18 protein-coding genes are annotated in these 12,486 nt (G+C 40.5%); 1 reads left to right on the top strand and 17 read right to left on the bottom strand.

What is annotated here, in order from left to right; all coding sequences use genetic code 11:
* The first annotated feature begins 76 nt into the window (after positions 1-76).
* Positions 77-1,282 carry an extracellular solute-binding protein gene (locus SAZ04_RS15215; protein ID WP_332696668.1) on the top strand — a complete coding sequence of 402 codons (1,206 nt, stop codon included), beginning with the start codon at positions 77-79 and terminating at the stop codon, positions 1,280-1,282.
* Between the two features lie 318 nt (positions 1,283-1,600).
* On the opposite strand, the gene rpsI is transcribed toward SAZ04_RS15215, so the two are convergent.
* The 17 genes from rpsI to rplO form a co-directional block, all read right to left on the bottom strand.
* Complete coding sequence (gene rpsI, locus SAZ04_RS15210; RefSeq protein ID WP_332696666.1) at positions 1,601-1,993, bottom strand: 30S ribosomal protein S9; 393 nt, start codon at positions 1,991-1,993, stop codon at positions 1,601-1,603.
* Positions 1,994-2,012: 19 nt separating this feature from the next.
* On the bottom strand, positions 2,013-2,450 hold the full coding sequence (rplM, locus tag SAZ04_RS15205; RefSeq protein WP_332696664.1) for a 50S ribosomal protein L13: 438 nt from the start codon (positions 2,448-2,450) through the stop codon (positions 2,013-2,015).
* Positions 2,451-2,802: 352 nt separating this feature from the next.
* Positions 2,803-3,567 carry a tRNA pseudouridine(38-40) synthase TruA gene (gene truA / locus SAZ04_RS15200; RefSeq protein WP_332696662.1) on the bottom strand — a complete coding sequence of 255 codons (765 nt, stop codon included), beginning with the start codon at positions 3,565-3,567 and terminating at the stop codon, positions 2,803-2,805.
* 14 nt (positions 3,568-3,581) lie between these two features.
* Positions 3,582-4,382: an energy-coupling factor transporter transmembrane component T family protein gene (locus tag SAZ04_RS15195; RefSeq protein WP_332696659.1), complete on the bottom strand. Its 801-nt coding sequence runs from the start codon at positions 4,380-4,382 to the stop codon at positions 3,582-3,584.
* A 4-nt stretch (positions 4,383-4,386) separates the two neighbouring features.
* Positions 4,387-5,253, bottom strand: coding sequence for an energy-coupling factor transporter ATPase (locus SAZ04_RS15190; RefSeq protein WP_332696656.1), 867 nt, complete (start codon positions 5,251-5,253; stop codon positions 4,387-4,389).
* Positions 5,229-6,065, bottom strand: coding sequence for an energy-coupling factor transporter ATPase (locus SAZ04_RS15185; RefSeq protein ID WP_332696654.1), 837 nt, complete (start codon positions 6,063-6,065; stop codon positions 5,229-5,231). Before SAZ04_RS15185 ends, SAZ04_RS15190 begins: the two co-directional genes overlap by 25 nt.
* A 113-nt stretch (positions 6,066-6,178) precedes the next feature.
* Entirely contained in the window at positions 6,179-6,541 is a 363-nt protein-coding gene (gene rplQ / locus SAZ04_RS15180) for a 50S ribosomal protein L17 (RefSeq protein ID WP_332696651.1), read from the bottom strand.
* Positions 6,542-6,605: 64 nt separating this feature from the next.
* Positions 6,606-7,550 (bottom strand): DNA-directed RNA polymerase subunit alpha, encoded by a 945-nt coding sequence (locus tag SAZ04_RS15175; protein ID WP_332696648.1) that lies wholly within the window; start codon positions 7,548-7,550, stop codon positions 6,606-6,608.
* A 166-nt stretch (positions 7,551-7,716) separates the two neighbouring features.
* Positions 7,717-8,109 (bottom strand): 30S ribosomal protein S11, encoded by a 393-nt coding sequence (rpsK, locus tag SAZ04_RS15170; protein WP_332696645.1) that lies wholly within the window; start codon positions 8,107-8,109, stop codon positions 7,717-7,719.
* Between the two features lie 20 nt (positions 8,110-8,129).
* Positions 8,130-8,495 (bottom strand): 30S ribosomal protein S13, encoded by a 366-nt coding sequence (rpsM, locus tag SAZ04_RS15165; RefSeq protein WP_332696641.1) that lies wholly within the window; start codon positions 8,493-8,495, stop codon positions 8,130-8,132.
* 19 nt (positions 8,496-8,514) lie between these two features.
* On the bottom strand, positions 8,515-8,628 hold the full coding sequence (gene rpmJ, locus SAZ04_RS15160; RefSeq protein WP_003322638.1) for a 50S ribosomal protein L36: 114 nt from the start codon (positions 8,626-8,628) through the stop codon (positions 8,515-8,517).
* A gap of 102 nt (positions 8,629-8,730) precedes the next feature.
* Positions 8,731-8,949, bottom strand: a complete 219-nt coding sequence (gene infA / locus SAZ04_RS15155) for a translation initiation factor IF-1 (protein ID WP_010896341.1) — start codon at positions 8,947-8,949, stop codon at positions 8,731-8,733.
* 4 nt (positions 8,950-8,953) lie between these two features.
* Complete coding sequence (locus tag SAZ04_RS15150; RefSeq protein WP_332696634.1) at positions 8,954-9,262, bottom strand: KOW domain-containing RNA-binding protein; 309 nt, start codon at positions 9,260-9,262, stop codon at positions 8,954-8,956.
* Between the two features lie 18 nt (positions 9,263-9,280).
* Complete coding sequence (gene map / locus SAZ04_RS15145) at positions 9,281-10,027, bottom strand: type I methionyl aminopeptidase (protein ID WP_332696631.1); 747 nt, start codon at positions 10,025-10,027, stop codon at positions 9,281-9,283.
* Positions 10,024-10,677, bottom strand: a complete 654-nt coding sequence (locus tag SAZ04_RS15140; protein ID WP_332696628.1) for an adenylate kinase — start codon at positions 10,675-10,677, stop codon at positions 10,024-10,026. Before SAZ04_RS15140 ends, map begins: the two co-directional genes overlap by 4 nt.
* A 72-nt stretch (positions 10,678-10,749) precedes the next feature.
* Positions 10,750-12,042 carry a preprotein translocase subunit SecY gene (secY, locus tag SAZ04_RS15135; RefSeq protein ID WP_332696625.1) on the bottom strand — a complete coding sequence of 431 codons (1,293 nt, stop codon included), beginning with the start codon at positions 12,040-12,042 and terminating at the stop codon, positions 10,750-10,752.
* Positions 12,042-12,482, bottom strand: a complete 441-nt coding sequence (gene rplO / locus SAZ04_RS15130) for a 50S ribosomal protein L15 (protein WP_332696622.1) — start codon at positions 12,480-12,482, stop codon at positions 12,042-12,044. The genes secY and rplO overlap by 1 nt, the downstream gene beginning before the upstream one ends.
* Positions 12,483-12,486 lie beyond the last annotated feature (4 nt).

The raw sequence follows: 12,486 nt of genomic DNA, 5'->3' as shown, positions 1-12,486 counted from the left end.
GGTTTACGTTATGGGTTGTAGGTGGATATCCTTTTTACTGATTTTAGTATTACTTGCTGGGTGTAGAAGTCCGTCCATGATCTCTGATCCAAAGAAGGTTCAAACGTTTGGGGATCAGGAAAAAACCGTCATTACTTTTTGGCACACATACAACGAAAAAGAAACCAGGTTACTAGATAACGTATTGATCCCTGCTTTTGAGCGCGAGAACCCCAATATTCAGGTAAAGTCTGTAGACTTGGCTTTTACTAATGAATTAATTAACACCTTAATCGCACGAACCTCTTCCAAGCGTGGTCCTGATGTGGTACGACTTCATATCGCCTGGATTCCAGAGTTTTTATATAAAGAACTTCTTGAACCGTTGAACGGGTTCGGTGATTTCGAAAACATCCAAAAAAGGTTTCACACAAATTTAATGAATATAGGTCTCTATAAAACTAATTATTATTCTTTGCCGCTCAACATCTACACGAAGACTCCTATCTTTAACCGTGAACTTCTAAAATCTGCGGGCTATTCCAAGCCACCAAGTACGATGGACGAAGCGCTGGAGCTTGCTCGACGTTATCAATATACGATTGGCCTCAGGGGTGTAGGACCATGGGATACGATTCCATACATTTATAGTCTTGGCGGATCCTTTATTGACGAGGATGCAAACATTGCTTCTGGATATTTAAATAGTGACGAAACCATCCATGCTGTGGAGCAGTTAACAGCTCTTTATAAGGAAAATCTCATTGATCTTCCGCAGGACGAGCTAGGTACAGAAGAAAATTGGGAGCGGATAAAGGCCGGAAATATGCTTATGACAGACGATGGTCCCTGGTTCTACAGTTTATTAGATGAATCAGAATTTGATCGTGCTCTAAAGCTAACCATTCCTGTACCATTTCCACAAAATAATGGTCCTGCTTCGATCATTGGTGGCGAAAATCTGGTCATTATGAAGGGGAGTAACAGGAGGGCTGAGGCTTGGACGTTTATGAAATGGATGACAGAAAAGAGAGCACAGTTATTACTATTGGAGCATACCGAATTAATAGCAACCAACTTAGAAGCGGCCAAGGCTTCGACAATAACTAGAGATTCTTACCTCTATCCTTATAGAGAAGATGCGAAAAATGCCATCCTGTTCCCTCTAGTTAAGAACTGGAGTAAAATCGATGGAGTGTATACGGAGTACATGAATAAAATATTTGAGGGTGAATTGTCGGTTAAGGAGGGTTTGGACCGTGCGGCGGCTGAAATAGATAAGCTATTAGCAGATTCGGGTTGAACCAATAAATTCAGGGCGATTTGGCAAGTTGTAGAGCATTTGATTTGACGAAAAACAAGATGTTTCCAGTGAGGGCACTGAAAAAGGTAAAAGTCGACCTTTTTCAGTGCCCTCGTTTCAAGTTATCTCATTAGTAGAAAAAACGGGTTGGAGCGTCATTGTATCCAATCGGTTAATTTTTGTATATTCATCGCGCGGGTTGAACATCGTAAATTCATTTTTTCTAAGAAAACATCATTTAATAAGGTAAGAAGCTCTGATCCACACAAAAAAAGACCCCCATCCAAAAAGGATGAGAGCCTTCCAAACGCAAGTATATTAACGTTTTGAGAACTGAGGTGCACGACGTGCTGCTTTAAGACCGTATTTCTTACGCTCTTTCATACGAGCATCACGAGTTAAGAAACCTGCAGTTTTTAATGAAGGACGGTTGTCAGGATCTACTTTAAGTAGAGCACGTGCAACACCATGACGGATTGCACCCGCTTGTCCTGTGTAACCACCACCATCAACATTTACGTGAACGTCGTATTGACCTTCCACACCTGTTTCAACAAGTGGTTGTTTCACAATAAGCTTTAAAGTTTCAAGATCAAAATATTCGTCTAATTCGCGACCATTAATAACGATACTTCCGTCACCTGGCAAAAGGCGAACGCGAGCAACAGAGTGCTTGCGGCGACCTGTACCATAATATTGTACTTGTGCCAAAATAATACCCTCCTATCGATTAACCACGAAGTGTGTAAGCTTCTGGTTTTTGTGCTTGATGTTTGTGTTCATTACCTGCATAAACGTGAAGTTTCATACCTTGTGCGCGTCCAAGAGTGTTCTTTGGAAGCATTCCTTTGATTGCAAGCTCAAGCATACGCTCAGGCTTGTTAGCACGCATATCTGCAGCTTTTGTCATTTTCAAACCACCTGGGTGATTTGTGTGACGGTAGTAAATCTTGTCATTTAATTTGTTACCAGTTAAATGAATTTTCTCAGCGTTAATGATGATAACATGATCACCAGTGTCAACGTGAGGAGTAAAAGTTGGCTTTTGTTTACCACGTAAGATAGAAGCAACTTCTGAAGCTAAACGACCAAGCGTTTGACCTTCAGCGTCTACTACATACCACTTACGCTCAACTTCGTTAGGCTTTGCCATATATGTTGTACGCATGAATTTCCCTCCGTATTTTAAAAATCGATTGATAAATTTTAAAACCAGTGTCTACTGTAACATTCCGAACCCGGGGCTAGTGGGTTATGGAATTACCATCTAACATCATATAATATTCAAAAGCCAATGTCAACAAAATGTTACACTAGGCATCGTTGTCACATTACTTTTTTTCCTAGCGGTTGTGCAAGAGCCCGTTTTGTCTCTTTATACAGCCTCGAAGCAATCTTTGTAGCCGCTGCAACCTATTATGCCAGTTATAAGTCGCTTTCTTATAGCTGGGTCGCTAGCTGAGTAGAGCCATTGTAATTTTTAACACAGCTTATAATACAAACCAAGAAATTATTTTCACTTAATAAAGATCACTAAAAATAGAATACTCATAAGAAACTTTCCAGAGAAACAACCCACTTCCAGGTGCTGTTTGGCCCGCCAAGGTACGATCTTTTGCCTGCAAGACCTTAGATAGATCGTTAACTTCTCGTTTTCCTGCGCCAATCTCAAGCAGCGTTCCGACAATGATCCGAACCATATTATACAAAAAACCATTCCCAACCACTTTAAACACGAGTTCATCACGCTCAGAAACGATAGAGACGTTATATAAAGTCCTAACTTTATCCTTTACACCCGTATTAGCCGCACAAAAAGAAGAAAAGTCATGTTTTCCGATTAAGAGCTCGGCCGCTTTTTGCATTCGCACTATACTCACAGGATACGTGACATGATGAGTCAGATTCCTCCTGAAAACATCGCCTTCTTGGTTGAGCAAGACACGATAGTGATATTCTTTCTTTATCGCTTCATAACGAGAATGAAACTCCTCTGAAACATAACTTGCCTCAATGATTCGTATATCGTCTGGAAGACAAGCGTTAATCGCTTTAGGCCAACGACTAAGAGGAATGGTTAATGCAGAGTCAAAATGAACAACCTGACCCCTTGCATGAACACCAGCATCAGTTCTTCCTGATGAAAAAATGCGAATATGTTCGCCTTTATGAATTTTCGATAAGGCTTTTTCTATTTCCTCTTGAATTGTACGACCATTGGGTTGCACTTGATAGCCAGAAAAGTGTGTTCCCTCATACGTCACCCATAAAGCGACTCGTCTCACCTTGATCATTCCTTTCATATGAATCGTAACCAAACAATTATCAGTCCAAAACCTAAACAAAAGAGTAGTGCCATTGTATCTTTGAACTTCCATAATAGGACTCTATATTTTGTTCGCCCAATCCCACCACGGTATCCACGTGATTCCATTGCAAGGGCTAACTCTTCCGCTCTATTGAACGCACTAATAAATAATGGAACAAGTAATGGTAGAAATGCTTTGATACGTTGACGGAAAGGGCCTGATGTAAAGTCAACACCTCGAGCCATCTGTGCCTTCATAATTTTCTCTGTTTCTTGCATGAATGTTGGGATGAAGCGCAAGGATATTGACATCATAAGTGCTAATTCATGAGCAGGCAAACCAATTTTCTTTAAGGGGCTAAACAATTGTTCTAACCCATCTGTCAAATCAATAGGCCTTGTTGTGAGTGTGACAAGAGATGTAAGCATGATAATAGTTATTAGTCGTATCGCTATGAAAATACCTTGTCTCAAGGCTTCTTCATAAAGTGTAAAAAAACCAAGACGAAAGATAACATCTCCTTCTCTTGTTAGGAAGAGGTGGAGAATAAAGGTAAACAAAATTAACCATAATATCGGTCTTACCCCTTTGTATATAAACAAAATCGGTACTTTTGAAAGTACAACCATACTACTAGTAAAAACAATAACGATCGTATTAGCAATCCAATTGTTGGCTAGAAATATGATAAACACTAATAAGAACACACAAAGTAGCTTAGAACGTGGATCTAAACGATGCAAAATCGAAGAAGTAGATACATATTGTCCAATAATAACATTTTGCAACATACACCTACTCACCCTTTTTCTTGAAGAGCTCACCTATAAAATCAGATGTGCCTTTCACATCAAACTCCATAGGTACCTTCTTAAGATTGAATTGCGTTTTGACATCTTGTAAAAAACGAACTGATTTAGGTAAATCTAAACCAATCTCATTTAATCTTGAAGCACGCTCAAAAATAAGCTCTCTACCGCCAATCATTTCAATCATGCCATTATGAAGAACGACAATTTGGTCAGCATATTTGGCGGCATCTTCCATGTGATGAGTAACAAGTATAGTTGTCGTCTTTTGCGTCTTGTGATAGTCATGAAACAGATTCATCATGTTTTCTCGTCCCTCAGGGTCAAGGCTCGCTGCTGGCTCATCTAACACTAATACAGAGGGGCGACTTGCTAATACACCTGCAATGGCTACTCGACGCATCTGTCCCCCACTTAATTGAAATGGAGAGACCGTTAGTAACTCCTCTTGTAAGCCAACAAGTGGCATCAGCTCTTTGGCTCGTTGGACCGCTTTCTCTTTAGAAAGGCCAAAATTAATAGGACCAAAACAGATATCCTTTTCCACCGTCTCTTCAAAGAGCTGATGTTCAGGATATTGAAAAACGAGCCCCACCTTTTTTCGTAGACCTTTTAAATCGACTTTTTTTTCACCAGCTTTGATCGTATACGGACCAACTTGAACCGTGCCACTTGAAGGACGCAACAAACCATTTATGTGCTGTATAAAAGTAGACTTTCCAGAGCCAGTATGACCAATCACAGCCGTAAAAGAACCTGAAGGGATTGTGATCGAGAAATCTTTTAAGGCGACTTTCTCAAATGGTGTACCCACCATATAGCAATAGTCTACTTGGCTGAATACAATGTCCATAGTTCACCGATCAGCTCCTCTTGTGTTAAACAAGTTTCAGACAAGGAAATTCCGTGCTTCTCTAATAATTTCTGTAATTCGACCGAAAAGGGAAGAGAAACCCCCAACTCAGTTACAACATCCTTCTGAGAAAAGACCTCTTCTGGATGACCATCTACGACAATTTTCCCTTCGTTAAAAAGCAAAATGCGACTTCCAAGTACGGCCTCATCCATGTCATGTGTGATCGAAATAATGGTTACCCCTCGTTGATGAAGCATCTGCATTGTATCAATCACTTCTTTTCGTCCAATCGGGTCTAACATCGAAGTGGATTCATCAAACACAATCACTTGTGGTTCCATTGCCATTACCCCTGCAATGGCTACTCTTTGTTTTTGACCACCCGATAAGCGATGTGGTTCAGCTTCTAAAAGGGGAGTAATTCCAATTAACGAAGCGTACTTCGTAATACGCCCCTCCATTACCTCACGCGCAAGGCCTAAGTTTTCTAAACCGAAGGCAAGATCATCTCGAACTGTTGTTGCCACAAATTGATGGTCTGGATTTTGAAAGACCATTCCAACAATCTTACGAATATCCCATATCTCATTTTCATTGTGAGTAGAAAACTCTGATACCTTGACTGTCCCATGTGTTGGTACAACAATCCCATTTAACAAACGACCAAATGTTGACTTTCCAGAGCCATTTCGACCAATAACAGAAACCCACTCGTTAGCGGTAATTGCTACATTCACATCTTGCAAGGCATACCTTTTTGCATTTTCGTATTGATACGTGACATTCTCTAAGGTAACTAATGCAGACATGTGCTCACCTCCAGAAAAATGGGCAAACAAAAAAGGGCCCAGAGTCAGAGCATACGTGCTCAGATCTGATTTGCCCTTTGTCGCCTCATCTATTCACTCATGTATCAAATGAATTATACAAGCTCAATAATAACCATTGGAGCACCGTCACCACGACGAGGACCAATTTTAAGAATGCGTGTATAACCACCTTGACGCTCTTCATAACGAGTTGCAATATCAGAGAAAAGTTTTTGGATAGCGTCTTCGCCAGTTTCTTCGTTCGCTACTTCTCTACGGATGAAAGCTGCAGCTTGACGACGTGCATGTAAATCTCCACGCTTACCAAGTGTAATCATTTTCTCAACGATTGAACGAAGCTCTTTCGCCTTCGCTTCCGTTGTTTCGATACGCTCGTTAATGATAAGATCTGTAGCTAAATCACGGAATAGAGCCTTACGACCAGCGCTATCACGACCTAATTTTGCGTATGCCATGTTCGTTTCCCTCCTTTGTTACCTGCCCACCAGTGTGAGCAATTCATTTCCTTACCGAACTGCTCTAGTCCTCTTTACGAAGACCTAAAGCAAGTTCGCCAAGCTTTTCTTGTACTTCTTCTAATGACTTACGACCAAGGTTCCGTACTTTCATCATGTCTTCTTCAGACTTATGAGTAAGTTCTTGAACCGTGTTAATACCCGCACGCTTTAAGCAGTTGTAAGAACGAACTGAAAGATCTAATTCTTCAATTGTCATTTCAAGAACTTTTTCTTTCTGATCTTCTTCTTTTTCAACCATAATCTCAGCATTTTGGGCTTGATCTGTCATCCCAACAAAAATATTTAAATGCTCAGTTAAGATTTTCGCACCTAAAGAAACAGCCTCTTCAGGACGGATGCTTCCGTCAGTCCAGACATCAAGAGTTAGTTTGTCATAGTTCGTCACTTGACCGACGCGTGTATTCTCAACTTGATAATTCACACGTGATACTGGTGTGTAAATCGAATCAATAGGAAGAACTCCAATTGGTTGATCATCATGCTTATTGCCCTCTGCAAGTACATAACCCCGACCTCGCTTAGCAACAAGGCGCATATGTAAGTGTGCACCTTTAGCAAGCGTTGCAATGTGAAGATCTGGATTTAATACTTCAACATCACTATCATGAGTTAAATCATTTGCTGTTACGACCCCTTCACCTTGGATGTCGATTTCAAGGGTCTTCTCTTCATCAGAATAGATTTTAAGAGCAAGCTTTTTCAAGTTCAAAATAATCGTTGTTACATCTTCTACAACACCTTCGATGGTAGAGAATTCATGCAAAACAGAATCAATTTGAACTGTTGTTACAGCAGCGCCTGGTAAAGAGGAGAGAAGAATGCGACGTAAAGAGTTTCCTAATGTGGTACCATATCCACGTTCTAATGGTTCTACCACAAATTTACCATACTTTGCGTCTTCACTTACTTCAATCGCTTCAATAATTGGCTTCTCAATTTCTATCATTAAACAAACCCTCCTTCAAAACGTCGAACTCCGGTAGACTGCAAGGATTGCCTAACCGGATAACCAGCAGGCAATTCCTAAGCTTTACACCAATTTTGCCAACAGGACTGTTATCGCTCTATCCATTATTGACAAATTAGGAAAATCTATACAAAGATTTATTCCTTTATACTCTACGACGTTTTGGCGGGCGACAACCGTTGTGAGGAACTGGCGTAACATCTTTAATCATGTTTACTTCAAGACCAACAGCTTGTAATGAACGGATTGCTGCTTCACGACCAGCTCCAGGTCCTTTAACAGAAACCTCGACAGTCTTCATGCCATGCTCCATTGCTGTTTTACCAGCCGCTTCAGCTGCCATTTGAGCAGCAAATGGAGTTGACTTACGAGAACCTTTGAATCCTAAGCCACCAGAGCTTGCCCAAGAAATAGTATTGCCATGCGTATCTGTAATTGTCACGATCGTGTTGTTAAACGTTGAACGAATGTGAGCAATCCCAGTTTCAACATTTTTACGTTGACGACGCTTTGGACGAGTATTCGTTTTCTTAGCCATTTTTTATGCGACCTCCTTTACTACTTTTTCTTATTTGCTACTGTACGACGAGGACCTTTACGCGTACGCGCATTGTTTTTAGAATTTTGTCCACGAACAGGTAATCCACGACGGTGGCGAACACCACGATATGAACCAATCTCAATTAGACGCTTAATGTTAAGTGAAACTTCACGACGAAGGTCACCTTCCACTCTATAACCTTCCACTGCTTCACGAATGCGTCCTAATTCTTCTTCTGTTAAATCACGAACTCGAGTATCTTCAGATACACCAGCTTTTGCTAGAATTTCAGACGACTTTGTTTTGCCGATTCCAAAGACATACGTTAGTGAAATCACTACTCGTTTATCACGTGGAATATCGACGCCTGCGACACGTGCCATGTGCAGCACCTCCTTTTAATTAACCTTGTTTTTGCTTATGCTTAGGGTTTTCACAAATTACCATTACCGTTCCTTTACGGCGGATAACTTTACACTTTTCACAAATAGGCTTGACTGATGGTCTTACCTTCATTTTTTTTACCTCCTATATGGTACGGAGTGCACTGATTAGTGAACCTAATCAGGGTAAAGCAGGACAATCTATGATTATCTTGCTAGTCGCTCTCGCAACGTATTATTTGTATCGATATGTGATTCGTCCACGTGTTAAGTCATAAGGTGATAGTTCAACCGTCACCTTATCTCCTGGAAGTATTCGAATGAAATGCATACGAATCTTTCCAGAAACGTGAGCAAGAATCTTATGACCATTTTCTAGTTCAACACGAAACATTGCATTTGGAAGGGGCTCAATAACAGTACCTTCCACCTCAATAACATCTTCTTTAGCCATGGGTTCACTCTCCTTCCTTCAGTAAATCTGAGTGTTGCTCGAAAAAGTTTGTTAACGCATAACGTAACTTTCCGTTAGTAACACGTCCTGTTTCAATAAAGCTGCTCTGAACTTCATCAGCAATGTAATCAATTAACTCTAGGTGATGAATATTCTTTTTTTTCATACGGTCTATTTTGCGCTTATCGCCATCAGCAATTCTTACAAAACGATCATCAATCAATTCAACAATAATGCCTAGTTGTCCTTGATCACGACCTTTTGTAATTACAACGACTTGACCAATCTCCGGGGTAGAACCAGAGTCTTGCATAGACATCATCACCTACATTTAAGCTTTTGTTAAGATTTCATACCCTGATTCCGTAATAGCAATTGTATGCTCAAAGTGTGCGCAATTCTTTCCATCTACTGTTACAACTGTCCAGTTATCAGAAAGTGTACGTACATAACGTGTGCCAGCATTAATCATCGGTTCAATCGCTAAAACCATTCCGGGTTTAAGTCGTGGGCCTTTGCCTGGTGGACCATAATGAGGAATTTGAGGATCCTCATGCAAGTCTTGCCCAACACCGTGCCCCACATACTCACGAACGATCGAATAACCTAATGGCTCTGCATAAGATTGAATAGCATGAGAAATATCTGATAATCGATTCCCAGGTTTCGCAAACTCTAACCCTTTAAAGAGTGAGGTTTCTGTGACATCAAGTAATTCTTGATCTTTCTCGGAAATCTGACCAACCGCATAAGTCCATGCCGAATCACCATGATAACCATTATAATAAGCTCCGATGTCAACGCTAATGACGTCGCCATCTTTAAGCACTCGCTTCCCAGGAATTCCGTGTACTAATTCCTCATTTACCGAAGCACAGATGCTACCTGTAAACCCATTATAGCCTTTGAATGAGGGTGTTGCATCGTGCGTGCGAATCAACTTTTCTGCAATCTCATCCAATTCTTTTGTAGATATGCCAGGTTGAATATGTTCTTTTAACGCTTGGTGCGTTAAAGCAACAATTTTTCCGGCTTCTCGCATGATTTCAACTTCTCGTTCTGTCTTACAAATGATCATGCATGAAGTCCTTTCAAAAGCTGATCAATATCTTCAAACACTTTATCTATATCTTGATCCCCATTTATGTCGCGTAAGTACCCCTTCTTAGTATAAAAATCAACAAGAGGCTTCGATTGTTTCTGGTTCACTTCAAGACGCTTTTTAACTGTTTCGGGCTTATCATCATCACGTTGAATTAATTCTTTCCCATCAACATCGCAAACTCCCTCCACTTTTGGTGGATTGAAGATCACATGATATGTCTTTCCGGAAGAAGGTGATACACGACGACCCGTTAAACGATCCATTAAAAGCTTTTCAGGAACATCCACATTTAGAACGAAATTAATCTTACGTCCCATTGAATCAAGTAAATCTTCTAGTGCTTCTGCTTGAGCAACTGTACGAGGAAAACCATCTAATAAGAATCCATTTTTACAATCATCCTCCGTTAGACGATCACGTACAATTCCAATTGTTACTTCATCAGGAACAAGTTCACCTGCATCCATAAACGACTTAGCTTTTAAACCTAGCTCCGTTTCGCCTTTAATAGCTGCACGAAACATGTCACCCGTTGAAATATGAGGCACCCCATATTCCTTAACAATTCTCTCAGCTTGAGTACCTTTACCTGCACCAGGTAAACCCATTAAAATAAGATTCATTCCAAACTCCCTCCATCGCTCCAATTTAACAACAGAAGGCGAACGGGAAGAACAACTTCCCCGATCCCCTTATTACTTAATAAACCCTTTATATGAACGTTTAATTAGTTGACTTTCAATTTGCTTCATCGTGTCTAATGCTACACCAACAACGATTAATAATCCAGTACCGCCTACTTGAACAGCGGGAGGTAAATCCATCCACGTTGTGAAGAAAACAGGAATAATGGAAACCGTAGCAAGAAAGAGTGCACCAACAAACGTTAATCGATATAAAATGCGTGTTAAGTAAGTCTGTGTAGATTTACCGGGACGAATGCCTGGAATGTACCCACCTTGCTTTTTGAGGTTGTCAGCCATTTTTTCCGGATTCACTTGAATAAATGTATAGAAGTACGTAAATCCAATAATTAAGAGAGCATATACGACCATACCAATAGGTTGAGTGTAGTCAAATACTCTTGTCACCCATGCCCCAATCTCATTATCAGTTCCAAAAAAACCAGCAACGGTTGGTGGAAAAATGAATAAAGAAAGAGCAAAGATAACAGGAATAACACCAGCACCATTAACCTTTAATGGTAGATGCGTTGATTGGCCCCCAACTGGACTACGACCTACTAGACGCTTCGCATATTGAACAGGTACTTTTCTTAAAGCTTGCTGAACGAAAATTACAACAACAACAATTGCCAAAACGGCTAATGCAATGAGAAGGACGGTAACAATACTTAAAAACAATTGCTCACCGGCACCTTCAATTTGTGTAGCGTAGATTTGGTTAACTCCATTAGGAATTCCAGCAGCAATACCTGCAAAGATAATAATGGAGATTCCATTCCCTACACCTTTAGCTGTAATTTGTTCACCGAGCCACATAAGAAATGCTGTACCCGCAGTTAATACTAAAGCGATAAATAAATATGTTGAAACACTAGGATTCGGAATTAATCCTGGGAATAATGAATTAAATCCAATAGACATTCCCAACGCTTGAATAAAACCTAATACAATTGTTCCATAACGGGTAAATTGAGCTAATTTACGTCGACCAGCTTCCCCTTCTTTTGCCCACTCTGCAAATTTAGGTACGACATCCATTTGCAATAACTGCACAACAATCGATGCAGTAATGTATGGCATAATACCCATTGCAAAAATCGAAAAGTTCCCTAAAGCTCCACCACCAAACGTATTCAAAAACCCAAATGCATTCGCTTGATCGTGAAAATTAAGAACATCCTTATTCGCTCCTGGAACAGGAATAAAACTTCCGATACGAAAGACAATGAGCATAAGCAGGGTGAATACAACCTTTTGGCGTAAATCACCCACTCGTATAATGTTGGAGATCGTCCGGAACATTAAATCACCTCAGTTTTTCCGCCGGCAGCTTCGATAGCCTCTACTGCAGTTGCTGAAAACTTATGTGCTTTAACAGTTAAGTTTTTCTCAAGTTTACCATTACCAAGAATCTTAATACCGAACTTTACATTTTTCACAGTACCTGACTCAATAAGAAGTTCTGGAGTTACCTCAGTACCCGCATCAAAGCGGTTTAACGTCTCAAGGTTAACTACTGTAAATTCCTTACGTGTTGGGTTTGTGAAACCACGTTTAGGCAAACGGCGGTATAAAGGGTTTTGACCACCCTCAAAACCAGGACGTACACCACCACCAGAACGTGAGTTTTGACCTTTGTGTCCTCTTCCAGATGTTTTACCGTTACCAGAACCGATTCCGCGACCTACACGGTTACGAACTTTACGTGATCCTTCTGCAGGTTTCAACTCATGAAGTTTCATGTCG

The sequence above is a fragment of the Halalkalibacter lacteus genome (assembly GCF_036663595.1).
In the GTDB taxonomy this organism is placed as follows: domain Bacteria; phylum Bacillota; class Bacilli; order Bacillales; family Bacillaceae_D; genus Halalkalibacter; species Halalkalibacter lacteus.
This window is presented reverse-complemented; position numbering and strand designations above follow the sequence as displayed.

What these genes read in the sequence shown, in the direction of transcription:
- SAZ04_RS15215 (WP_332696668.1), top strand. Translation starts at nt 77, where the DNA reads ATGATCTCTGATCCAAAGAAGGTTCAAACGTTTGGGGATCAGGAAAAA.
- rplM (WP_332696664.1), bottom strand. Translation starts at nt 2,450, where the DNA reads ATGCGTACAACATATATGGCAAAGCCTAACGAAGTTGAGCGTAAGTGG.
- SAZ04_RS15195 (WP_332696659.1), bottom strand. Translation starts at nt 4,382, where the DNA reads ATGTTGCAAAATGTTATTATTGGACAATATGTATCTACTTCTTCGATT.
- SAZ04_RS15190 (WP_332696656.1), bottom strand. Translation starts at nt 5,253, where the DNA reads ATGGACATTGTATTCAGCCAAGTAGACTATTGCTATATGGTGGGTACA.
- SAZ04_RS15185 (WP_332696654.1), bottom strand. Translation starts at nt 6,065, where the DNA reads ATGTCTGCATTAGTTACCTTAGAGAATGTCACGTATCAATACGAAAAT.
- rplQ (WP_332696651.1), bottom strand. Translation starts at nt 6,541, where the DNA reads ATGGCATACGCAAAATTAGGTCGTGATAGCGCTGGTCGTAAGGCTCTA.
- SAZ04_RS15175 (WP_332696648.1), bottom strand. Translation starts at nt 7,550, where the DNA reads ATGATAGAAATTGAGAAGCCAATTATTGAAGCGATTGAAGTAAGTGAA.
- rpsK (WP_332696645.1), bottom strand. Translation starts at nt 8,109, where the DNA reads ATGGCTAAGAAAACGAATACTCGTCCAAAGCGTCGTCAACGTAAAAAT.
- rpsM (WP_332696641.1), bottom strand. Translation starts at nt 8,495, where the DNA reads ATGGCACGTGTCGCAGGCGTCGATATTCCACGTGATAAACGAGTAGTG.
- rpmJ (WP_003322638.1), bottom strand. Translation starts at nt 8,628, where the DNA reads ATGAAGGTAAGACCATCAGTCAAGCCTATTTGTGAAAAGTGTAAAGTT.
- infA (WP_010896341.1), bottom strand. Translation starts at nt 8,949, where the DNA reads ATGGCTAAAGAAGATGTTATTGAGGTGGAAGGTACTGTTATTGAGCCC.
- SAZ04_RS15150 (WP_332696634.1), bottom strand. Translation starts at nt 9,262, where the DNA reads ATGCAAGACTCTGGTTCTACCCCGGAGATTGGTCAAGTCGTTGTAATT.
- map (WP_332696631.1), bottom strand. Translation starts at nt 10,027, where the DNA reads ATGATCATTTGTAAGACAGAACGAGAAGTTGAAATCATGCGAGAAGCC.
- SAZ04_RS15140 (WP_332696628.1), bottom strand. Translation starts at nt 10,677, where the DNA reads ATGAATCTTATTTTAATGGGTTTACCTGGTGCAGGTAAAGGTACTCAA.
- secY (WP_332696625.1), bottom strand. Translation starts at nt 12,042, where the DNA reads ATGTTCCGGACGATCTCCAACATTATACGAGTGGGTGATTTACGCCAA.
- rplO (WP_332696622.1), bottom strand. Translation starts at nt 12,482, where the DNA reads ATGAAACTTCATGAGTTGAAACCTGCAGAAGGATCACGTAAAGTTCGT.